Source organism: Cupriavidus taiwanensis LMG 19424 (assembly GCF_000069785.1).
GTDB classification, from domain to species: domain Bacteria; phylum Pseudomonadota; class Gammaproteobacteria; order Burkholderiales; family Burkholderiaceae; genus Cupriavidus; species Cupriavidus taiwanensis.
Genome location: NC_010530.1, coordinates 1,946,096 through 1,968,002, shown reverse-complemented (window position 1 = coordinate 1,968,002; position 21,907 = coordinate 1,946,096). Strand labels below are relative to the sequence as shown.

The 21,907-nt window shown below is 68.0% G+C and carries 13 protein-coding genes; 11 read left to right on the top strand and 2 right to left on the bottom strand.

Going from position 1 to position 21,907, the window contains the following annotated elements; all coding sequences use genetic code 11:
* Positions 1-26: 26 nt before the first annotated feature.
* Positions 27-794, bottom strand: a complete 768-nt coding sequence (locus RALTA_RS24340; RefSeq protein WP_081479518.1) for a flavodoxin family protein — start codon at positions 792-794, stop codon at positions 27-29.
* Between the two features lie 159 nt (positions 795-953).
* Here RALTA_RS24340 and RALTA_RS24335 point away from each other — a divergent pair, with 159 nt between their 5' ends.
* The 4 genes from RALTA_RS24335 to RALTA_RS24320 all read left to right on the top strand — a co-directional run bounded on the left by RALTA_RS24335 (position 954) and on the right by RALTA_RS24320 (position 7,883).
* A complete protein-coding gene (locus RALTA_RS24335) occupies positions 954-3,143 on the top strand; it encodes a TonB-dependent receptor family protein (protein ID WP_012356615.1) in 2,190 nt (729 codons plus the stop codon).
* 101 nt (positions 3,144-3,244) lie between these two features.
* Positions 3,245-4,669 (top strand): multidrug transporter subunit MdtD, encoded by a 1,425-nt coding sequence (gene mdtD, locus RALTA_RS24330; RefSeq protein WP_012356614.1) that lies wholly within the window; start codon positions 3,245-3,247, stop codon positions 4,667-4,669.
* Positions 4,670-4,794: 125 nt separating this feature from the next.
* Positions 4,795-6,585: an alpha,alpha-trehalase TreF gene (gene treF / locus RALTA_RS24325; protein ID WP_012356613.1), complete on the top strand. Its 1,791-nt coding sequence runs from the start codon at positions 4,795-4,797 to the stop codon at positions 6,583-6,585.
* A 272-nt stretch (positions 6,586-6,857) separates the two neighbouring features.
* Positions 6,858-7,883: an IS110-like element ISRta3 family transposase gene (locus tag RALTA_RS24320; protein ID WP_012356612.1), complete on the top strand. Its 1,026-nt coding sequence runs from the start codon at positions 6,858-6,860 to the stop codon at positions 7,881-7,883.
* Positions 7,884-8,604: 721 nt separating this feature from the next.
* On the opposite strand, the gene RALTA_RS24315 is transcribed toward RALTA_RS24320, so the two are convergent.
* Positions 8,605-10,575, bottom strand: coding sequence for a ligand-gated channel protein (locus tag RALTA_RS24315; RefSeq protein WP_012356611.1), 1,971 nt, complete (start codon positions 10,573-10,575; stop codon positions 8,605-8,607).
* Positions 10,576-10,849: 274 nt separating this feature from the next.
* On the opposite strand from RALTA_RS24315, the gene RALTA_RS24310 reads away from it, so the two are divergent.
* From RALTA_RS24310 to RALTA_RS24280, 7 genes are all read left to right on the top strand, one after another.
* Complete coding sequence (locus tag RALTA_RS24310) at positions 10,850-11,569, top strand: response regulator transcription factor (RefSeq protein WP_012356610.1); 720 nt, start codon at positions 10,850-10,852, stop codon at positions 11,567-11,569.
* The gene (locus RALTA_RS24305) at positions 11,566-12,975 is read left to right on the top strand and encodes a sensor histidine kinase (protein WP_012356609.1); all 1,410 of its coding nucleotides are present in this window, start codon (positions 11,566-11,568) and stop codon (positions 12,973-12,975) included. The genes RALTA_RS24310 and RALTA_RS24305 overlap by 4 nt, the downstream gene beginning before the upstream one ends.
* 377 nt (positions 12,976-13,352) lie before the next feature.
* Positions 13,353-13,901 carry a fimbrial protein gene (locus RALTA_RS24300; RefSeq protein ID WP_012356608.1) on the top strand — a complete coding sequence of 183 codons (549 nt, stop codon included), beginning with the start codon at positions 13,353-13,355 and terminating at the stop codon, positions 13,899-13,901.
* Positions 13,902-14,038: 137 nt separating this feature from the next.
* Positions 14,039-14,797, top strand: a complete 759-nt coding sequence (locus tag RALTA_RS24295) for a fimbria/pilus periplasmic chaperone (RefSeq protein ID WP_012356607.1) — start codon at positions 14,039-14,041, stop codon at positions 14,795-14,797.
* A 133-nt stretch (positions 14,798-14,930) separates the two neighbouring features.
* Positions 14,931-17,510: a fimbria/pilus outer membrane usher protein gene (locus RALTA_RS24290; RefSeq protein WP_012356606.1), complete on the top strand. Its 2,580-nt coding sequence runs from the start codon at positions 14,931-14,933 to the stop codon at positions 17,508-17,510.
* A gap of 269 nt (positions 17,511-17,779) precedes the next feature.
* On the top strand, positions 17,780-21,049 hold the full coding sequence (locus RALTA_RS24285; RefSeq protein WP_242405280.1) for a hybrid sensor histidine kinase/response regulator: 3,270 nt from the start codon (positions 17,780-17,782) through the stop codon (positions 21,047-21,049).
* Positions 21,050-21,184: 135 nt separating this feature from the next.
* Positions 21,185-21,829 carry a response regulator transcription factor gene (locus RALTA_RS24280; RefSeq protein ID WP_025585346.1) on the top strand — a complete coding sequence of 215 codons (645 nt, stop codon included), beginning with the start codon at positions 21,185-21,187 and terminating at the stop codon, positions 21,827-21,829.
* Positions 21,830-21,907 lie beyond the last annotated feature (78 nt).

Genomic DNA, 21,907 nt, shown 5'->3' with positions numbered 1-21,907 from the left:
GGACTGGCGCCCGGCCGGCCCTGCGATCAGGCCGCTTCCTTCAGCGCCGCCAGCGCCTGCCGCCCCGCGACCAGCTGCTGCGCGACTTCGGCCACGCGCGCACCCAGGTGCTCGGCGGTGCGCAGGTCCGCCGGCGGCGGCGCCACCTCGGCGCTGACATCCGCATCCGATTGCGCGGCCGCGCCCAGGAAGAAGCCGTGGCGGTTCAGCGAGTCCTCGGTCGACTTGGAATTGTTGTGGCCCGGGGGCAGGCCCAGGTTGACCCAGTGCATGCCGTGCTGCGCCGCGAAGATGGCGATCTGCTGCAGCGTCGCCAGCTTGTCGCCGGAGCGCGAGGCGGCGTTGGTAAAGCCGGCGGCCACCTTGTTGGCCCACTTGCCGCCCTTGGCGAACACGTTGCGCGAGGTCGCGTCCATGAAGCCCTTGAACTGGGCCGAGGCGCTGCCCATGTAGGTCGGCGCGCCAAAGATGATGGCATCGACCTGTTCCAGGGTGTCCCAGTGCTGGTCGATGTCCTCGACCGGGATCAGCAGGCTTTCGGCGCCCGCAACGCTGCCGGCGCCGCGCGCGACGGCCTGGGCCTGGCGGGCGGTGTGGCCGTAGCCGCTGTGGTAGACGATGGCAACGCGGGTGGAGGCGGTGGTCATGATTTCGATCCTTTTGATTTCGAAAATCTGAATATCGTTATGCTGCGTGGCCTGGCTGAAAGTTTGCGGGCTGCAGCGGCTGGTGAAGGAAGTGTAGGGGGGCGAAGCGGCGCCGGCAGAGGGAGATCCGCAATAAGTTGTTGAAATTATCTGAATGTTGGTGTGGATATGTTACTGGCGCCGGTCCACGGGTTTTCCCCGCGCCTCGGCGCGTAGCCATGGGGCCACGGCCGGGATAAAGTTGCGCTATATCCACCCACGCCCCGGCGCTGCCCGACTTCGCGCCCCCAACCGCTTCCGATTCCCATGAACCAAGGCGGCAGGCAGATTCCGGCGATGCAGCAGCAGCGCCGCTCCCCTTATCGTTTCCCGGCGTTTTCCAAGCTGGCGTGCGCGGCGATGCTGCTGGCCAGTGCCGCCGCGCGGGCGGCGGATGCGCCCGGCACGGCCGTCGCCGCGGCCACCGGCGAGACCTTACCGGACGTGGTGGTCAGCGCCACCCGCAGCGAGCAGCGCCGCTTCGACGCGCCCGCCGCGGTCGACAGCGTGCCGGTCGACCCGCTGCGCAGCGCCACGCCGCTGGTGAACCTGTCGGAGGTGCTGGCCGGCGTGCCGGGCGTGGCGGTGCGCGACCGGCAGAACTATTCGCAGGACCTGCAGCTGGCAGTGCGGGGCTTCGGCACGCGCTCGACCTTCGGCGTGCGTGGCGTGCGGCTGTATGTCGACGGTATTCCCGCCACCATGCCGGACGGGCAAGGGCAGGCATCGACGGCGGACCTGGCCAATGCCAGCCGGGTCGAGGTGCTGCGCGGCCCGTTCGCGCAGCTGTATGGCAATGCCTCGGGCGGGGTGGTGCAGGTGTTCACGCCCGATCCGCCCAAGGATGGGTTCACCGGGCGCGTCTCGACCGGCTTCGGCTCCGACGGCCAGTGGCAGGCCGGCGTGGCGCTGGCCGGCGGCGATGAGCGGCTCGGCGGCTCGCTCGACGCGTGGACCTACCAGACAGATGGCTATCGCGAGCACAGCGCCGCGCGCCGTTACCAGCTCAATGCCCGCGTGGTGGCGCAGCCGGCCAGCGGCACGCGCGTGACCGGCCAGTTCAATTACTTCAACCAGCCGCTGGCGCAGGACCCCCTCGGCTTGACCCGCGCGCAGGCCGACGCCAACCCGCGCCAGGCAGTGGCCGCGGCCACGCAGTTCGATACCGGCAAGACCGTCGAACAGGCCCAGGCCGGGGTGGTGGTGGACCACCAGGTCAGCGGCACCGACAGCGTGTCGGCACGGCTGTACGGCGGCACGCGCAACCTGTACCAGCGGCTGGGCTTCAGCGGCGCCGCGCCGACCTCGTCCGGCGGCATCGTCGACCTCGACCGCACGTTCGGCGGTGCCGCGCTGTCCTGGAGCCGGCACACCACCACTGGCGCGGGTCTGCCGTTGCTGTGGAGCGCCGGGCTCGAAGCCAACGGCATGCGCGACGGCCGCAATGGCTACGTCAACCAGAACGGCGCGCAAGGGGCGCTGCGCCGCGACGAGACCAATACCGCGACCGACCTCGGCGCCTTCGCGCAGTTCGACTGGAGCTTCCATCCGGCTTGGCAACTGGTGGGCGGGGCGCGCGCCAGCCGGGTGCGGCTGGGTATCGACGACCATTTCATCACCGCGGCCAGCCCTGACGACAGCGGCCACGCGAGCTACAGCAATGTCAGCCCGGTGCTCGGCGTGGTCTGGCATGCGCTGGATTCGCTCAACGTCTACGCCAACCTGGGCCGCGGCTTCGAGACCCCCACGCTGACCGAGGTCGCCTACGGCCCCGGTGGCGTGGGCAGCAACCTTGGACTGCAGGCGTCGACCAGCCGCCAGGGCGAGATCGGCATCAAGTGGCAAGGGTCGGGGCAGCGGCTGGAAGCGGCGCTGTTCGATGCCGACAGCCATGACGAGGTGGTGCCGCAATCGAACAATGCCGGGCGCACGGTCTACCAGAACGTCAGCGGCGTGCGCCGGCGCGGGCTGGAGCTGGGCTGGCGCGGCGGCTTCCTCGATCAGGTCGGCACACCTGGCCAGGGCGGCGGCAGCCGCATCGAGGCGGGGCTGGCCTATACCTGGCTGGATGCCTATTTCGGCGATGGCTTTGTCAATGCGCAGGGCCAGGCCGTGGCGGCCGGCAACCGCCTGCCCGGCACCGCGCGCCACAGCCTGGCGGCCGACCTGTCGTGGCGGCCGCTCGCACCACTGACGCTGGGGGCCGAGCTGCGCGTCGACAGCCGCGTCTATGCCGACGACCTCAACACCCAGGCGGCGCCGGGCTATGCCGTGATCAACCTGCGCGCGGGCTACGCCTTCCGCATCGGCCCGACGCGCCTTTACCTGTTCGGGCGCATCGACAACCTGGCCGACCGGCGCTACATCGGCTCAGTCATCGTCAACGAGGCCAACGGCCGCTACTTCGAGCCGGCGCCGGGCCGGCGCTTCTTCATCGGGCTGCGGGCCGCGCTGTAAGCGTGGCGCCGATTGCCTCGGCCGTCTTTGCCCTTTAAGGTGTTGGCTTTGGCCGGCGCGCCCTGGTTCACCGCGGCGCTGGCCGGACCCGGAGCCGCATCATGACCTCGCCCGCGCCCGACGACCGCACCCGCCGCATCATGCTGTGGGTGGTGGCGGTCGGCTTCTTCATGCAGACGCTGGATTCGACCATCGTCAATACCGCGCTGCCTTCAATGGCGCACAGCCTGGGCGAGAGCCCGCTGCGGATGCAGTCGGTGGTGATCGCCTACTCGCTGACGATGGCGGTGATCATCCCGGCCTCAGGCTGGCTGGCCGACCGCTTCGGCACCCGCACCATCTTTCAGACCGCCATCGGCCTGTTCGTGGCCGGCTCGCTGCTGTGCGCCTACGCGCCGACGCTGAACTTCCTGATCGGCGCGCGCGTGGTGCAGGGCGTGGGCGGCGCGATGCTGCTGCCCGTGGGGCGGCTCTCGGTGCTGCGCACCTTCCCGCGCGAGCAGTACCTGCAGGCGCTCAGCTTCGTCGCCATCCCCGGCATGATCGGCCCGCTGATCGGCCCCACGCTTGGGGGCTGGCTGACGCAGGCGCTGTCGTGGCACTGGATCTTCCTGATCAACGTGCCGGTCGGCGTGCTGGGGGCGCTGGCCACCGTGCGCTACATGCCCAATGCGCGGCTGGCCGGCGTCGGCCGCTTCGACATCGCGGGCTACCTGCTGCTGGCCACCGCCATGCTGGCGCTGTCGTTCTCGCTCGACGGGCTGGCCGGGCTGGGCTTCCAGCACGCCACCGTGCTGATGCTGCTGATTGCCAGCATGGCCGCGCTGACCGCCTACGGCCTGCACGCCAACCGGCGCAAGCAGCCGCTGTTCCCGTTGCGGCTGTTCCGCATCCACAGCTTCAGCGTGGGGCTGCTGGGCAACCTGTTCGCGCGCATCGGCAACGGCTCGATGCCGTTCCTGATCCCGCTGACGCTGCAGGTCAGCCTGGGCTATGCGCCGTTCGACGCCGGCCTGATGATGTTGCCGGTGACCGCGGCCGGCATGGCGTCCAAGCGGCTCGCCACCCGGCTGATCCAGCGCCATGGCTACCGGCGCGTGCTGGTGTCGAACACCTTCGTGGTGGGCGTGGTGATGGCGTCCTTTGCGCTGATCACGCCGCAACTGCCGCTGTGGCTGCTGGTGCCGCTGCTGGCCGTGTTCGGCATGGTCAATTCGATCCAGTTCACGGCGATGAACACGGTCACGCTGAAGGACCTAAGCGGCGCCGGTGCCAGCAGCGGCAACAGCATGCTGTCGATGGTGCAGATGCTGTCGATGAGCCTGGCCGTGACGGCCGCGGGGGCGCTGCTGGCAACGTTCCAGTACCGCTTTGGCGGAGATCCCGCGGCGGTGCTGCCGGCCTTCCATGCCACCTTTGTCTGCATGGGGCTGATTACCTGCGCCTCGGCCTGGATCTTCATGCAGCTGGGTGCGCGCGAGGCCGCGCCGGCGATCCCGGTGCAGCATGGCGAGAAGGAGGTGTAGCGCGCGGGCTTGTCCCCGCGTGGCACATGCGCCGCTTTGCGGTACGGCGGCGAACTTCCGGTGCGCGCTCCGGCTCCTATTTCTAAACCATCGGAGCCGGCCGCGGCCGGTAAAAGGAGGCGTCCATGCGGCCGACCGGAAAGCCTGATACCGATTCCGCGGTGCCGCCGTCACCCGCCGCCGCAAGCGGCAGCACGGTGCCGCGCAGCGCTCCGGCCACGCCCGACGGCGCCGGCGCCGTGGCCGGGCCCGCCGCGGCGCCCGGCAAGATCCACAGGGCGGCGCAGCCCGGTTTGATCACGCACCGCGACTGCCCGCCGCCGCACGCGCTGCCGGGCTGCGCCTGCGCCGACATGCTGTCGCCCGCGGCGCGCTATTGCGAGCTGTTCGTCGACGTCCAGCACAGCGGCCTGTTCGCCGACAGCAAGACCTTCCCGGACTGCATCCCCAACTGCGACCCCGACCTGATTGTGGCGCGCTATCGCGAGACGCGCGACACGCCCGGCTTCTCGCTGGCGGATTTCGTGCAGGCGCATTTCACCCGCGCCACCGTGCCGGACAGCCACTACGTGTCCGATCCCGACAGCACCCTGCGCGAGCATATCGACGGCCTGTGGCCGGTGCTGACGCGCGCGCCCGTCGCCCATCCGCCGCTGTCGTCGCTGTTGCCGCTGCCGCACCGCTACGTGGTGCCGGGCGGGCGCTTCGGTGAACTCTATTACTGGGATTCCTACTTCACCATGCACGGGCTCGCCCGCAGCGGGCATGGCGACCTGATGGTGGAGATGACGCGGAATTTCGCCTACCTGATCGACACTTACGGCCTGGTGCCGAACGGCACCCGCAACTACTACCTGAGCCGCTCGCAGCCGCCCGTGTTTGCGCTGATGGTGGACCTGCTCGAACGCGAGCGACTCGCCAGCGCGCTCGACTTCCTGCCGCAGCTGCGCCGCGAATACGCGTTCTGGATGGATGGCGCCGACGGCCTGTGTGCCGGCCATGCGCACCGCCGCGTGGTCTGCCTGCCCGACGGCGCGCTGCTCAACCGCTTCAGGGACGACCGCCCATGGCCCCGCGAGGAGGCTTTTTTGGAGGACATGGAGACCGCGCTGCGCAGCGGCCGCCCGCACCATATGGTGTTCCGCGACCTGCGCGCCGCGGCGGAGTCGGGATGGGACTTCAGTTCGCGCTGGCTGGATGCACCTGACCCGCGCGCCGGCCAGCCCGCTGACCTCGCCACCATCCGCGCCACGGCGATGCTGCCGGTCGACCTCAATGCGCTGCTGTGGCACCTGGAAACGCGGCTTGCGGCGCTGTGCGAGCAGGCCGGCGATGCCGCGGCGCAGGCCTACCGCGCCGCGGCGCAGCGGCGCGAGGCGGCCATCCTGCAATACCTGTGGGACGGCGCCGCCGGCGTCTTCGTCGACTACGACTGGTGCCGCGCCGCGCCGCGCCAGTACCTGACCGCGGCCACCGTGATGCCGCTCTATCTCGGCCTGGCCAGTCCGCAGCAGGCCCAGGCGGTGGCGCAGGCGGTGCAGGCGCGGCTGCTGGTCGACGGTGGCCTGGCCACGACGGAATGCGCCTCGGGCCAGCAATGGGACCAGCCCAACGGCTGGGCGCCGCTGCAGTGGCTGGCGGTGGGCGGCCTGGAGCGCTATGGCCACGAGGCGCTGGCGCGCGAAATTGCGCAGCGCTGGCTGGCCACCGTGGCCAGCCTGTACACGCACGAATGCAAGCTGGTCGAGAAATACCGCATCCGGCGTATCGAAGGCGCCGCCCACGGAGGGGGCGGCGGCGAGTATCCGCTGCAGGACGGGTTTGGGTGGACCAATGCGGTGGCTGGTGCGTTGATGGCGCGCTATGGAGAGGTGCCGGCAACGTGCCGGGCGGGGGATGTGGGGGCTTCTTGGTGAGCGTACCGTTGCTCACGGGGGGTTGGTTGCTGTTGGTGACATGCTGTCGGCTTTTGAACCGCCTGGTTCCGCCCTGCTGGGCGGGTCACTTTTTGGCCGAGCGCCAAAAAGATGGAATGAACGCGCCCCGGCCCGCTCCGATTAAAGGCGCCGGCAATTCAAGTTGTGACATCTGGGGAACGTGAAGGGTAGGCGGGTCCCCCCATCACGAAACGGCATCGATGTGCCAGAGTGGGAGTGTGAGCAACCACGCGAGGATGGAGGGACCCGAGATGAATACTACGACTTACGGCCTCGACATTGCAAAGACTGTCTTCCAGCTCTATTGGGTCGAGCCTTCCGGCAAGTGTTGCAACCGCCGCTTCAACCGTACGAAGCTGATCGAGTTCCTGGCCAAGCGCGAGCCGGGACGGGTAGCGCTGGAAGCGTGCGCGAGCGCGCATTGGTGGGCGCGTCAGTTGCAGGGCTTGGGCCACAAGCCGGTGCTGCTGCACGCGCGCTATGTGCGCCCGTTCGTGCAGACCAATAAAACCGATGCGGCCGATGCGAAGGCAATCTGGACTGCAGCGCAACAGCCGGGCATGCGCGAGGTGGCGCCAAAGTCCGAAACCCAGCAGTGCGTGCTGGCGGTGCATGCCATGCGTTCGCTGCGCATCAAGATGCGAACGATGCTGGTCAACCAGTTGCGAGGCATGCTGGTTGAATTCGGCATCCACTTCCGACGCGGCCGCCAGGCCGGGCTCGACGAGATCGTGCAACGTCTGCCGGAGATCGAGTCTCGCGTACCGCCGACGCTGTTCGAGGCCGTACATCAGCAGTTGCGCAGCCTGGAGAGTCTGGACCGTGAGATTGCCGAGTACGACCGTCAGATCACTGCCTGGGGTCGTCAGGATCGCGCCTGTCAGACTATCAGCGCCATCCCTGGCATAGGGATGCTCACTGCCACGGCCTTGGTGGCGACGATCGGTGAAGCGCGCACGTTCAAGTCCGGGCGGCAGCTGGCGGCATTCCTGGGTCTAGTGCCCAAGCAGACCGGTACCGGCGGCAAGGTCCGACTGGGTGGCATCAGCAAACGCGGCAATCCCTACCTGCGCACCTTGCTCATCCACGGCGCACGGACGGTGCTGAGCCATCTGCGACGCAAGAACCAGGGTGGCTGGAGCCAGGCATTGGCCCAGAAACGCCCCACTAACGTCGTGGCGGTTGCCATGGCCAACAAGACGGTACGCACGGTCTGGGCGCTGTTGGCCCACGAGCGGACCTATGACCGAGACTACGTCTCGGTCAGGCCTGCCTGATGGCAGGCTGAGCAAGCAAGGAAGAATCCGTCCACAGGTTGCGACGGTAATGTCAGCGTGATGGCAAAACAGGTTGGACCGCGGGAGTGCAAGCCCAATTGGTTACTGGTGCGGCAAGCACGGCAAAAAGATAGGGACACTCCCGGCGAAATCCATCAGGGCCCGCAGGCGTGGCCTGCACCGCAAGGCCGGATATAAGTCTGCAGCCAATCCTGTCCCGCCTGATGTTGGCGTTATCTTGCAAACCGGGCGCGTTCATATAAGTAACCAAAAAGCGCGTCGCCTAAGCGGCTGGCTAAGGCGGCGTTGGTGGTTCTGGCGGTTGTGACTTGCGGTCGTGCTGGTGGTGGTTCGACCCTCCTGACGCTACCGGGAGGTGCCTGGCGTCCAAGGTCGGATGGACGAACCCGACTTTAGGTCGGTGGCAGCCTACTAACGGCGTTATTGGTGGGACGCCTTCGGCTGCGCTGCGCGCGCGCCCTATCTCAGGTCTATTGCTCTGGCACGGAGTGCGTCGCTGCGCTCGCACGCGTTGTCGCAGGCGAGCGCAAGGGATTTTCGCTTCCCGCTTGTTTTCTCCCCTCTCCCGCTTGCGGGAGAGGGGCGGGGGAGAGGGCGGGAGCCTCAACGAAGTCGAGCCTTCAACAGCCTCGGAGGCCGAGACCTGTCAGCGCCAAGCGAGCGGCGACGCGTTCCGTGCCACAACCCCAAAACCCATCCTTCAAAACTTGACCGCCACACTCATCCAGTAGCGTCGGCCGTCCTCGACATAGCCGTAGTCGGTGTAGTTCACCTGCTTGTCGAACAGGTTGTAGATGCCGGCGAACACCGAAACGTTCTTGGTCAGTGCATAGGTCGCACCCAGGTCGACAAAGGTGTATGACGGCGCAACCACGGTGCTGGACGACGGTCCGGTGATCGGCTGGCTTTCCTTGCCGCGGTAGTTGACGCGCGCCCAGGCGTTGAGCTTTTCCGACGGGCTCCAGTTCAGCGTGGCCACCAGCAGGTGCATCGGCAGTTGGTTCAGCGGCTGGCCCTGGTACTGGCCGGACTTCTGTTCCGAGCGGGTGTAGGTATAGCTGCCGGTCAGCGACCACGCCTGCGCGATGGGCCAGCGCAGGCTGGCTTCCACGCCGCGCGAGTAGGCGCGGTCCACGTTCATGTACGTGGTCGGGGCCGCGCCGAACTGGTTGGGCCCGTCGGTGCATTGCATAAGCGGGCAGGCCACGCGCGTGATCTTGTCCTTGAAGTCATTGTTGAACAGCGTCACGCCGGCCTGCAGGCCGTTGCCCTTGTCGTAGAGCAGGCCCAGTTCCTGCGACACCATGGTCTCGGGCTTCAGGTCCGGATTGCCGTACATGTTGCCGCCGCGGCTGGTCTGGCCCCAGCCGGCCACGGTCTGGCGCAGGTCCGGCGCGCGGAAGCCGGTGGACACGCCGCCCTTGACGGTCCAGCGCTCGGCCGCGTGCCAGACGCCATACAGGCGCGGGCTGTAGTGCTGGCCGAAGTTCTGGTCATGGTCCATGCGCACGCCGCCGGTCAGCGCAAAGCTCTGCGCCAGGCGCCATTCGTCCTCGGCAAACATGGCCCACTGGTAGCGCTCGACCCGGTTCGGGCCGCCCGCGATCTGATTGCCGGTCTGGTCGTTCAGGCGCTGGTTCAGGTATTCGGCGCCGACCGACAGCATGTGGTTGCCCAGCGGCATGGCCCAGCTGGTGCGCGCGTTCAGGTTCTTGATTTTCATCCGGCGGCTGCGGTTGTCGAACTCCTCTTGCTGGATATAGCTGTCGGAGACGCCGAAGCCCCAGCGGCCGGTATGCGACAACGCGTACTTTTCGCTGCGGTAGTCGGTTTCGGACGAGGTTGGGCAGCCGGTGCGCGGGCACGGCGTGCCGGGCGGCAGCGGCGGCACGGTCTTGCCCACGGTCTCGCTGCGCTGCTGGCGCATGCCGGTGGCCTCGAACACGATGTCGTGCTGGCGCGTGGGCGTCAGCGCCAGCTTGGCGGTCAGGCTCTCGGCGCGGCGGCCGCGGAAGCCGTAATCGATGTCGTCCTCGATGCGGTGCGTGCTCTGGCCGTACAGCTGCAGCCCCAGCAGGTCGCTCTTGAGCGGTCCGGCCAGGTAGAAGTTGCCCTGGTACTGGTTGCCCGAGTCGCTGTGCTGCTGCAGCGTGGCATCGCCGCGCAGCTCGCCGGTCCATTGCTTCGGCACCTTGCGCGTAATGATGTTGACCACGCCGCCCATGGCATCGGAGCCATACAGCGAGGACATCGGGCCACGCACCACCTCGATGCGCTCGATCGCGGCCAGCGGCGGGGTCCAGCTGCTCTCGACGCCGGACGAATCGGAGTTGGTGCGGGTCTCGCGCGAACTCTGCCGCTTGCCGTCGATCAGCACCTGTGTGTACTTGGCGCCCATGCCGCGCAGGCTGATGTCGGTGCGGTCGCCGCCGCCGCTGACGATCACGCCCGGCACGTCCACCAGCGCGTCATTGATGTCGCGGTAAGCCTTGTTTTCCAGGTCCGAGCGCGTTACCACGCTGATCGACGCGGGCGCATCGCGGATGTCCTGCGCGCTGCCCGACGCGGTCACCACCACGGTGGCAAGGGTAGCTTCCGCCTTGGATTCCTGCGCCTGGGCCCAGGCGCCCGCCATGCCCGAGGCTGCGCAGACCGCTGCCAGACCCTTCATCCATTGGCCCCGCGGAATGCCCCGCGGCATGCCACCCGATGATGCCGCCCCAACCATTGCCCGTGCTGCCGCCATCAATGCCGAACCGCTTGCGGCCGCCTGCCTGTCCCTCATTATTTTCCCCACTGCATGCAAATAACAATCATTCTCATATTAGAATTGTGTATGCAAATTGCTTACCAGTCACTTTGGAAAGCTTTTGTTTTCTTGACGTTTCTTGACGGAACCGGGGACCGGCTGCCACCGACTTGCCTGCCAGGCTCCCGGCAAGCTGATGCTGATGTGCTCACACACGCCGCCCGCGCGCGTGCTGCTGATCGACGATGACCTTGAGCTGGCGCAGATGCTGCGCGAGTACCTGGAGCCCGACCACTGCACCGTCACGCTGGCGCACACCCGCGAACAGGGCGAGACCCTGCTCGCCCGCAATGACTACGATGTCGCGCTGCTGGACCTGATGCTGCCCGACGGCAATGGCCTGGACCTGCTGCGGCTGCACCGGGCGCGCTCGCAGCGGCCGGTGATCATGTTCACCGCGCATGGCGACGAGGCCGACCGCGTGCTCGGACTGGAACTGGGCGCCGACGACTACCTGAGCAAGCCCTTCAGCCCGCGCGAACTGCGCGCGCGCATGCACGCCGTGCTGCGCCGCTTCCAGTGCGCGATGCCGGCCGCCGGCGCCAGTCCGTGGCTGGAGGCCGGCGCGCTGCGCCTGAACCTGGCCTCCGGCGAAGCCATCCACGGCGCGGCGCGGTCCACGCTGACCGGCGCCGAGCAGCGCGTGCTGGAAATCCTGATGCGCTCGGCGGGCAGGGTGGTCGCGCGCGAAGAAATCGGCCGCTTCGCGCTGGGACGTGCGCCCGAGCGCTACGACAGAAGCCTCGACACACACGTCAGCGCGCTGCGCCGCAAGCTGTCGCTCGACGGCACCACGTCGCCGCTGCGCATCCGCAACCTGCGCGGCCAGGGCTATCTGCTGGTGCAGGCGCCGTGAACGGCTGGCGGCGCGTGCGCGCGCTGTTTCCGCTGCCGCTGTTCTGGCGCAACTTCCTCACCTTCTGGCTCGGCATGGCCGCGATCGTCGGCATCGGCATGGCGCTGACTGCGGCGGTGGCCTGGTACCGCTTCGAGGCGCTCGACGGCCTGAGCCCCGCCGCGCTGACGCAGGACGCGGTCGAGGTCGCGCGGACCCAGGGGCGTCCCGGGCTGCGGCGCTGGCTGCGGGCGATGGATTCGCATGACTCGGCGCTGGACGTCTATATCGTCGACCACGCGCTGCAGGACATGCTGGGCCGGCAGCTGCCGACACGGCTGCGCAACCACCTCGCCGACCGCATCGTGCCGATGTGGCGCGCGGGCATGATCGGCCATGCGGTTGCGCATGTCCCCCGGCCCGGCGCGCGCGTGTCATGGTGGGACCCGCAGCCGATCGCGCTGCCGGATGGCAGCGAGGTGCTGCTGCTGTTCCTGCCCTTCGATTCGTCGCGCTGGGAGGTGCTGCACCTGTCGCCGGTGGCGCTGGCGCTCGGCCTGTTCGCGCTGGCGGTGTCGGCGCCGCTGTGCTGGGCCCTGACGCGGCACGTGGCTGGCCCGGTGCGGCGCTTGCGCGAAGCCACGCAGGCGCTGGCCGATGGCGCCCTGGCCACGCGCACGCCGCCGGTGCTGGCCCGCCGCGCCGACGAACTCGGGCAGCTCGCGCGCGATTTCGACGCCATGGCGGACCGGCTGCAGCGCCTGGTGGACTGGCGCGAGCAACTGCTGCGCAATATTGCGCATGAGCTGCGCTCGCCGCTGGGGCGGCTGCGCCTGTCGCTGGAGCTGGCGCGCCGGCGAGATGCCACGCTCGCGCTGCAGTTCGATCGCATCGAGCGCGAGACCGGGCGGCTCGATGCGCTGGTCGAGCGCACGCTGCAGCTGGCGCGGCTGCATGCCATGGCGCCGGTGCGCAGCCCCATCGACCTTGCCGAACTGGTCGGCGTGATCGTCGCCGACGCGCGCTTCGAGGCCGCGGCGCGCGACGTGGCAATCCACTGGACCGCGCCGGACGAACTGATCTTCGACGCCGATGCCGTGGCGCTGGGCAGCGCCATCGAGAACATCCTGCGCAATGCCATCCGGTACACCGACCCGGCCGTGCCGGTGAGTGTGACACTGGAGGCCGACGCGGAAGCGATCCGGCTTGACATCGTCGACGGCGGACCCGGCGTGCCGGCCGAGGCGCTGGCCAGCCTGTTCGAACCGTTCTATCGCGTGCGCAGCGGCCCCGGCGATCCGTCGGGCGCAGGGCTTGGGCTCAGCATTGCCCACGCCGGCATCACCTCGCATGGCGGCACGGTGTGGGCCCGCAATGCGATGCCGCGCGGGCTGGCGGTTTCGGTGCGTCTGCCGCGACAGGCCTGACACGCGCCGCAACGCCCGCGCAGCCGCGCGGCCCGTAAGGAGCCGTCTGCGCCTGGCTGCCGCGCTCCAGCCCAGGCGCCATCTCTCTCTCGCAGCCGCGGGCATCTCCTGAAGCCAGCCTCGCCCCGATCGGGCATCCGGACGGGCTCCGGTGGCGTCAACGCATCATGGCGTTATCTGCGCCTGTCAAAGGGAAAATTCCGAACGAGATCTAAGGCTTGCCTGATTGGTGGCATTAAGCGCCATCCCTATATTCCACTTGTCCCCGGGGCGGCCGGCAACTGCACAACCTGATCGGCAGTTGCACGCAGCACGGGGCAAGGCGGGATCCCCCGGATCCGCAAGCCATTGACCTACCAACCTCTGAATCACCCATCATGACCCATCACAAGCTTCTCGCCGCTCTGATCGTCGCCGGTACCGCCATGGGCGCGCAGTTTGCCCATGCCGCCGATGGCACCATCACCTTCAATGGCAACATCACCGCCCAGACTTGCACCATCAACGGCAACGGCACGAACAGCCATGACTTCACCGTGACACTTCCGGTGGTTTCTGCCTCGACCCTGAACGGGATCGGCAAGGTTGCGGGGCAAACGCCGTTCAATATTGCGCTGACCAACTGCACGCCGAACACCGGCAACGTGCATACGTTCTTCGAGGCAGGCCCTACCACGGACGCCGCCACTGGCAACCTGATCCTGGACGCAGGCGGCGCCCAGAACGTGCAGATCCGCCTGCTGAACGGCGGCACCGCCAACACGCCGATCAAGGCCGGCTTCACCGATGCGGCGCAGAACTCGAATTCGGTTCCGCTTACCAACGGCGCGGCCACGCTGTGGTACTACGCGCAGTACTACGCCACCGGCCAGGCAACGGCCGGTGCCGCCAACTCCAGCGTGATGTACTCCATCGCCTACGAGTAAGCCCTGCGTCCCAGGTGCGCAGCGTGATACCGGCGCGCTCCGCACCTTGCACCACCCGATGTCGCGCCGGTAAACCCCTCTGGCGGCCCTCCCCGTTGCCGGTTCGTCCGAACCAGGCGTCCGCTGCCATCAAGAATATGAAGATCAAGTCCCTGATTTCCGCCGGCGTTGTTGCGCTGGGACTCTTGAGTGCAGTGTACGCGCAGGCCTCTGTGGTCATCGCTGGTACGCGGGTCATCTATCGCGCTCAGGAGACCGAGACCACCATCAAGCTGACCAACGAAGGCAAGACGCCCGCATTGACGCAGGTGTGGATCGACAAAGGCGATGCCAAGGCCGCGCCCGCAGCCATCGAGGTGCCGTTCACCGTCATGCCGCCGGTGGCGCGCATCGACCCCGGCAAGGGCCAGACGCTGCGCATCCTTTACACCGGCGAGCCGCTGGCGCAGGACCGTGAAACCGTGTTCTGGCTCAACGTGCTGGAGATCCCGCCCAAGCCAGGCCCGGACCAGGCCGATGCCAACAAGCTGCAGCTGGCCTTTCGTTCCCGCATCAAGCTGTTCTTCCGCCCTGCGGGCCTGAAGGGCACGGCAGACGAAGCCCCGGGCATGATTCGCTGGCGCATCGTCCAGTCGGGCGGCAAGCCTGCGCTGGAAGGCAGCAACCCGAGCGCGTATCACGTTTCATTCTCCAGGATCGAACTGGCCGCTGGCGGCAGGACCGCCCGCTATGAAGACGGCGGCATGATCGGGCCGGGCGAAACCAGGAGCTTCCCGCTGACCGGCGAGGTGGCGCAGGGCCCCGACGCCAGGGTGCGCTTCAACACCATCAATGATTACGGCGGCTCCGCGCACGGCGAAGCCGCGCTCGACGGCGGCAGCGCCCAGGCCCTTTAGCGCTGAACTCCGCGCTGACCTTGTGCCGGGCGGCGCCCGGCGATCTTCCAGGCTGCAAGCCTTCGACTGACGATGCCGCGCAGGCGGCAAGGGCAAGTCTTGCCCGCGCAGTGCCCGTTATCCGGCATAGACCATGAAAACCCAGAAGACCTCGTCGTTCCCGTCGCGGCTGCGTCCGGCCAGCGCGGTGGTGTTGTCCTTGTTTGCCGGCGTGCACGCGTGGGCGGCGCCCGATTCCGGCGGCTCGACCCTGGTCGCCGAAGTGGAATTCAACGACACCTTCCTGCAACAGCCGGGCGGGGTCCGCATCGATGTGAGCCGCTTCAACAAGGGCAACGTGGCCTTGCCGGGCACCTATCGCGCGGAGCTCTATGTGAACGGCCTCTGGCTGGGCAGGGCCGAGGCGACGTTGCGCCAGGTCGGCGCCGATACCCGCAACGTGCAGCCCTGCTTTGACCGTGCCGCGGTCGAGCGCATCGGCATAGACCTGTCGAAGCTGTCGCCCGAGGCCTCGGCCAAACTGGTGGCGGGCTGCGTGGCGCTGCCCGAGCTGGTGCCCGATGCCACCGCCAGCTTCGACAACGGCGAGCAGCGGCTGGAGGTGTCGGTGCCGCAGATTGCCATGTCGCGCACGGCGCGCGGCTATGTCGATCCCAAATACTGGGACGAGGGCGTCACCGCGGCGCGGCTGCAGTACAACGCCAACGTCTACCACTCCGATACGAGCGGCCTGTCGAGCACGCAAAGCTACGTCGGCCTGAACGCCGGCTTCAATGTCGGCGGCTGGCGCTTCCGTCATGTGGGCAACCTGACGCATGGCGATGTCGAGGGCAGCCGCTACCAGAGCGTGCAGACCAGCCTGCAGCGCTCGCTGGCGCCGATCCGCAGCCAGCTCGTCATCGGCGAGGCCTATACGGACGGGGCGCTGTTCGACAGCTTCGGCTTTCGCGGCGTGCAGGTCGCCAGCGACGACCGCATGTATCCGGAGTCGCAGCGCGGCTATGCACCGGTCGTGCGCGGCATTGCCAACAGCAATGCCCGCGTGCAGGTGCGCCAGGGCGGCAACATCATCTACGAAACCACGGTCGCGCCCGGCGCGTTCGAGATCACCGACCTGTACCCGACCGGATACGGCGGCGACCTGGAGCTGGTGATCACGGAAGCCGACGGCAGCGTGCGGACCTCGCGCCTGCCCTATGCCGCGGCCGTCAATGCGCTGCGCCCCGGCATCACGCGCTACAGCATTACCGTGGGGCAGTATCGCAATGTCTCGCTGCACAGCCAGCCGATGATGATGCAGGCAACGGTCCAGCACGGCATCAACAATATGGTGACGGGCTATGGCGGCTTTATCGCGGCGCAGGACTACACGGCCGTGATGGGCGGCGGGGCGTTGAACACGGACCTGGGTGCGTTCGGTGCCGACATCACGCAGGCCTGGACCACCTTGCAGGACGCAGGCGAACGCAACGGCCAGAGCGTGCGGCTGTCATACAGCAAGCTGGTGGCGCCGACCAATACCAACCTGACGCTGGCCGCGTACCGGTACTCCAGCAGCGGCTATCTCAGCATGGCCGATGCCATGGCGCTGCGCGACCTGGAGCAGCGCGGCATGGCCGCCGGCATGTTCATGGGCGGCATCCAGCGCGGCCGGCTGCAAGTCACCATCAACCAGATGCTGCCTCAGGGCTACGGCTCGTTCTACCTGACCGGGTCCACGCAGAACTACTGGAACCGCAACGGCAGCGACACCCAGTTCCAGGCGGGCTACAACAACAGCTACAAGCGCATCAACTACGGGGTGTCGGCATCGCGTCAGTTCAACGTCAACGCCGGCAAATGGGATAACCGGGTGATGCTCACGGTAGGCATCCCGCTCGGCACCGGCCAGCATGTGCCGCACTCGATGACCAGCTTGTCCCACGACTCCACTGGCGGCGCCTCGCTGCAGGAATCGGTGACCGGCACGCTGGGCGAGGACAACGCGTTCACCTACGGCGTCAATGCGGGCTACACCGGCGGGGGCAACAATGTCGACACCGCCACCGTCGGCGCCAATGTCGGCTATGTGTCGCCCTTTGCGACCGTCACCGCCAGCGCCAGCAAGGGCCGCAACTACTCGCAGACCGGCTTCGGCATCAGCGGCGGCATCGTTGCGTATGCCGGCGGCGTGGCGTTCACGCCGATGCCCGGCGACACCATGGCCATCGTCGAGGCCGCGGACGCGGCCGGCGCGCGCCTGGCCAACGGCAGCGGCCTGCGCGTGGATCCGTGGGGCCACGCCATCGTGCCGAGCCTGACGCCGTTCTCGAGCAACCAGATCGAGATCGATCCCAAGGGGCTGCCGATCAGCGTGGCGCTGAAGACCACGCAGCAGAACACGGCTCCCACCGCGGGCGCCATCGTGAAGATGAAGTTCGAGACCGATAACCCCGGGCGTGCCGCGATCCTGCGGGTCATGGGCCCGGATGGGGCGCCGCTGCCGTTCGGGGCGGAAGTCACCGATGCCCAGGGCCAGGCGGCCGGCACCGTGGGGCAGGGCGGGCGCATCATCGTGCGCGGATTGAAGCAGGACAGCGGCGAACTGCTGGTGAAATGGGGCAGCGACGCCAATTCCTCGTGCGTGCTGCGCTATGCGCTGCCGCCCAAGGCGTCGCAGCCGGCCAGTGCGTTGACGGTGCTCGACGCGGTGTGCGTGGCGGCGGCGCGCTGACGTAGGGCCGCGAATTGTCCACTGGCATCCCAGCCGGCCGCGGTGCGGCTGAGGGCCGGGAAGAGCGGGATGTTGATGCATAATCCGTAGGCAAATTCACTGGCCAACGGGTGCCGGCAAACGCCGGCACCGAGCGGCGTCAGGCAAGTTGCTGAGGAGGAGCTTCGCCAATGGCCAATTGGCTGTCTCGCGCAAATAAGCAGTTTCCCGGTCGCCTTCTCGCCGTTGTCGCCGCCTTGCTCATCGTGGTGATCAGCGGCTGTCTTGCCTTGTTTCTGCATAGCCGGTTCCAGCGCGTGGTATGGGAGCAGGCATGGGCCTCGCGCCAGCACTTTGGCGCCGTGCTCGCGGCCAAGGCGACCCACGAGTACTTTATCCGGCGCATGGCCAAGATCACCGGCCCCGAGTACCGGCTGGTGCGCAGCGACCGGCCTGCGACCGAGCTGGAAGCCTCGCTGATGGCCGTGCCCGCGGGCAGTGCGCGCGCAGTCGATGCGCCCGGACTGATCAATGCCGCGACGCTGATGCGCGGCGCGCCGGTGCCCGGCGCCGAGCGGTCCGCGGCGGTGTCGCACATGATCCGCTTTGCCATCTTCGAGCGCGCGTACTGGGGTGCGGCGCCGCAAGGCGTGCGCTCGGTGTTTCTGATGGCGGACGGCAGCGAGGCGCTGGTGACCCCGGCGCTGCCGGCGGCGCTGCCGCTGAGCGGCCCGCTGGTTGCCGATGCCGTCAGCAACTGGGCCAAGGCGCTGGCGCGCCGGACCCGCGAGGCATCGGCCACGACGCCGGCCGGCACGCCGCTGTGGGCCGGACCCTATCCGGACATCAGCGGGCAAGAGCCCATGCTCAGTTGCTTCCTTCCCGTTCGCAACGCCACCGGAGCCCTGCTCGGCTATGCCGCGACGGCCATTCCCGTTCGCGCGCTGATGGGCGGGGGCGGCGTGCCGGGGACCACTCCGGCAGGCGAGCCGGTGGCCGGCAAGCGCGCCATATTCTTCGATGAACGCGGCAAGCTGCTGTTCCAGGGCCGCGATGCCGGCTGGTTGCTGCCACATGCCCTGAGCGAGCGCGTCGCGCGTGAGCTGGCCGGAAGCGAGCATGGCGTGGGCTACTGGTTCGAGCAGGGCAGCTTGATGATCGGCAGCATCGCGCCCGGCCAGGGCTGGCGCGCGGCCTACGCCTATCCGCTGTCGCAGGCGCTGGCGGACCACGGACTGGCGCTGGCGGCGGCGCTGCTGCTCTACGGGCTTGGCATCGCCGCGGTGCTGCAAGGCGCGCGCATGGTCCGTCACCGGATCCTGGTGCCGATGCAGCGCAACGCCGAGCGCATCGAAGACAGCGAGCGCTTCAACCGGACCGTGATGCAGGCCGCGCCGGTGGGTTTGCGGGTGGTGCGTACCGCCGACGCGCATGTGCGGGCCGAGAACGCGCTGGCGGCGCAATGGCTGCCGCTGGATGCCCGCACGCAAGGCCGGCCGTGGCTCGATGCGATGCTGGCGCAGCGTGGCGAGACGCCCGTGCGGCTGGAAGTCAGGGTGCCGGCGGGCGCCGGCGCCGCGCGCGACGTGCTGGTGGTCGGCCGCCGTACCCGCTTCGAAGGCCAGGACGCATTGCTGTGCGCGATCCATGACGTCACGGAAGAACGCGAGGCGCACCGCGAGCTGGCGCGGGCGCGCCAGCTCGCCGACGAGGCCAGCGCCGCCAAATTGCGTTTCCTGGCCACCATGAGCCATGAGATCCGCACGCCGTTGTACGGCATGCTGGGCACCCTGGAACTGCTGTCGCTGACGAGCCTCGCGCACGGCCAGCGCGAAATGCTGTCGACCATCCAGGCATCATCGCAGGTCCTGCTGCAGATCCTGGACGACCTGCTCGACTATTCGCGCGCGGAAGCCGGCCGGATGCACCTGGACAGCGTGCCGTTCGATCCGGTCGACCTGCTCGAATCGACGGTCCGCGGGCACGCGCCGCTTGCGCTGCAAAAGGGCCTGGCCCTGTCGTGCTATCCCGAGCCTGGCCTGCCGTGCCTGTCCGGCGACCCGGTGCGGGTGCGCCAGATCATTGGCAACCTGCTCGGCAACGCGCTGAAGTTCACGGCCTCTGGCCATGTCATCGTGCGCCTGCGACGCGCCCCGGCGAGTGACCAGCCCGATGTGCCGCGTCCCGCCGACGCGGCGGGCACGGTCGCCCTCCTGATCGAGGTGGCGGACACCGGGCCAGGCATCGCGCCCGAGGTGCAGGAAAAGCTGTTCGAGCCATTCGTGCAGGCTGACCCCTCCACCGCGAGGCGCTATGGCGGGACGGGCCTGGGCTTGTCGATCTGTCGGCGCTTGGCCGCGCTGATGGATGGCAGCGTGTCGGTGCACAGCGAGCCCGGCAAGGGCAGCGTGTTCCGCGCCCTGCTGAGGTTGCCGCCGGCGGGGCCGCGCCCGGCGCTGGAGCCGGTGCTGCCGCCGGTGGCCGTGCTGACCGAGGACGACGAGATCCGCAACCATGCCATCGCGACGCTGCGTGCGGCGGGGTGCAAGGCGATCGCCTGCGGCGGACCGGCGCCGGAAGCCGGCATGGTGCTGCTGGTCGCCACCCGGCGTATCGCGGCCATTCCCGAGGGCTACGCCGGCGTGGTGTTCGTACGCGCCGATGGTCCGGCCGAACCGCAGTTCGTGGGCGGCAGCTGGGTGGTCAACGCCTATCACCAGGCCGGCATCATGCGCGCGCTGTGCCTGGCCGCCGGCATGACGCCGGCGAGCGCGCCGCCAGTCGTTTCGGCAGCGGAACCCGTCCCGCAGCTTGGCCTCGAGATCCTCGTGGTCGACGACCATCCCTATAACCGGCTGCTGATGGAGCAGCAACTCGACCGCCTTGGCTGCCGCGCCACGCTGGCGGATAGTGGCGAAGCAGCGCTGGCGCTATGGCCGCAGCGCAGGTTCGACCTGGTGCTGACCGACGTCCACATGCCGGGCATGGACGGCAACGAACTTTGCCGCAGGCTGCGCGCGCGAGGGGTCACCGTGCCGATCGTGGGCCTGACCGCGAGCATCGCGCAGGGAGAAGCCGAGCGCTGCATCGAAGCCGGCATGGACCGCTACCTGTCAAAGCCCGTCCTGTTGGGGCCCCTTGCGGAGTGCCTGCGGGCAGTGCTGCCGGCGCATGCCGCCGGCGCGACGCCATCCGTCGAGCCGCAGGACGAGTTGTCGCGCAGGCCTGACAGCGCCGCCAGCCTGGCGCTGCTCGCGCACACCATGCGCGAGGACTTTGCAGCGCTGTCCGCCGCCGCGGGCAGCGGGGAATGGCAGGCGCTCCGCCACCACGCCCATCGCATGCGCGGCGCCATGGCGCTTGCCGAAGACGGCGACGAAATCGTCGCCCTGTGCCGCGAACTGGAACTGGACGTGGTAAAGGCGCAGGAGGCGGTGCAGGCCCATGTCGATAACCTGGCTTTGTATCTTGCAGCGTACTTCGACGAGCCCGACGATCCGGCAAGTTACCTGAAAGACGGTCCGATCGACCAGCAACGCGATTGGCGGAGTACTATTTAAGGAATACCTTAATTCGGGTTTTTCGGAAGACTCCTAATATTCAAGTCACCGAAGATGACCGGTATCGAATACCGGCTCAGTTCCCGGGCGCAACGATGGTCGGCCGCGGAACAGAAAAAAATCAGGGGGTTAAGCATGATCAAGATAATCATCGCCGACGACCACCCCGTCGTCCTCGACGGGATGAGTCGTGTGCTGGCCCTTGAAGTCGGCATGCAAGTCGTCGGCAGCGCCACCAATTCGACGCAGCTGGTCGCGTTGCTCGAAAGCACCGATTGCGACGTCATCGTGACGGATTACTCCATGCCCGGCGGGCAATTTGGCGACGGCTTGCCGATGCTGCAGATGCTGCGCCGCCGTTATCCCACCACGCGCATCGTGGTCATGACCATGCTGGATAATCCGGCGCTGATCCGCAATATCCAGAAAATCGGCATCTCGGTGATTCTCAACAAGACCGATCCGGTCCAGGAACTGATTCCCGCGGTGCGCGCCGCGTTCAGCGGTTTGAGCTACCAGCCGGCATCGGTGCGCGCCATCCTTGCCTCGGGCGGGCTCGATGAAATATCGCGGCGCCCGATCCTGACGCGGCGCGAACTGGAAGTGATCCGGCAATGCGCGGCCGGCGTGCCGGTCATCGAGATTGCGCGCCAGGCCAACCGCAGCAGCAAGACCATCAGCGCGCAAAAGAGCATCGCCATGAAGAAGCTGGGCCTGGCCAACGATTACGAACTGTACGAATATGCCCGGACCAACGGCTTGCTGGGCGGTGCGGGCTAATCGCGGCCGCCTGGCGGCCGCGGCTGCATGAGCATCCGGTTTTCCGCTTCAGGTCCTTTCCCTCTTTTTCTCCCTGCC

What these genes read in the sequence shown, in the direction of transcription:
- mdtD (WP_012356614.1), top strand. Translation starts at nt 3,245, where the DNA reads ATGACCTCGCCCGCGCCCGACGACCGCACCCGCCGCATCATGCTGTGG.
- RALTA_RS24320 (WP_012356612.1), top strand. Translation starts at nt 6,858, where the DNA reads ATGAATACTACGACTTACGGCCTCGACATTGCAAAGACTGTCTTCCAG.
- RALTA_RS24315 (WP_012356611.1), bottom strand. Translation starts at nt 10,575, where the DNA reads ATGAAGGGTCTGGCAGCGGTCTGCGCAGCCTCGGGCATGGCGGGCGCC.
- RALTA_RS24310 (WP_012356610.1), top strand. Translation starts at nt 10,850, where the DNA reads ATGCTGATGTGCTCACACACGCCGCCCGCGCGCGTGCTGCTGATCGAC.
- RALTA_RS24300 (WP_012356608.1), top strand. Translation starts at nt 13,353, where the DNA reads ATGACCCATCACAAGCTTCTCGCCGCTCTGATCGTCGCCGGTACCGCC.
- treF (WP_012356613.1), top strand. Translation starts at nt 4,795, where the DNA reads ATGCGGCCGACCGGAAAGCCTGATACCGATTCCGCGGTGCCGCCGTCA.
- RALTA_RS24295 (WP_012356607.1), top strand. Translation starts at nt 14,039, where the DNA reads ATGAAGATCAAGTCCCTGATTTCCGCCGGCGTTGTTGCGCTGGGACTC.
- RALTA_RS24335 (WP_012356615.1), top strand. Translation starts at nt 954, where the DNA reads ATGAACCAAGGCGGCAGGCAGATTCCGGCGATGCAGCAGCAGCGCCGC.
- RALTA_RS24280 (WP_025585346.1), top strand. Translation starts at nt 21,185, where the DNA reads ATGATCAAGATAATCATCGCCGACGACCACCCCGTCGTCCTCGACGGG.
- RALTA_RS24290 (WP_012356606.1), top strand. Translation starts at nt 14,931, where the DNA reads ATGAAAACCCAGAAGACCTCGTCGTTCCCGTCGCGGCTGCGTCCGGCC.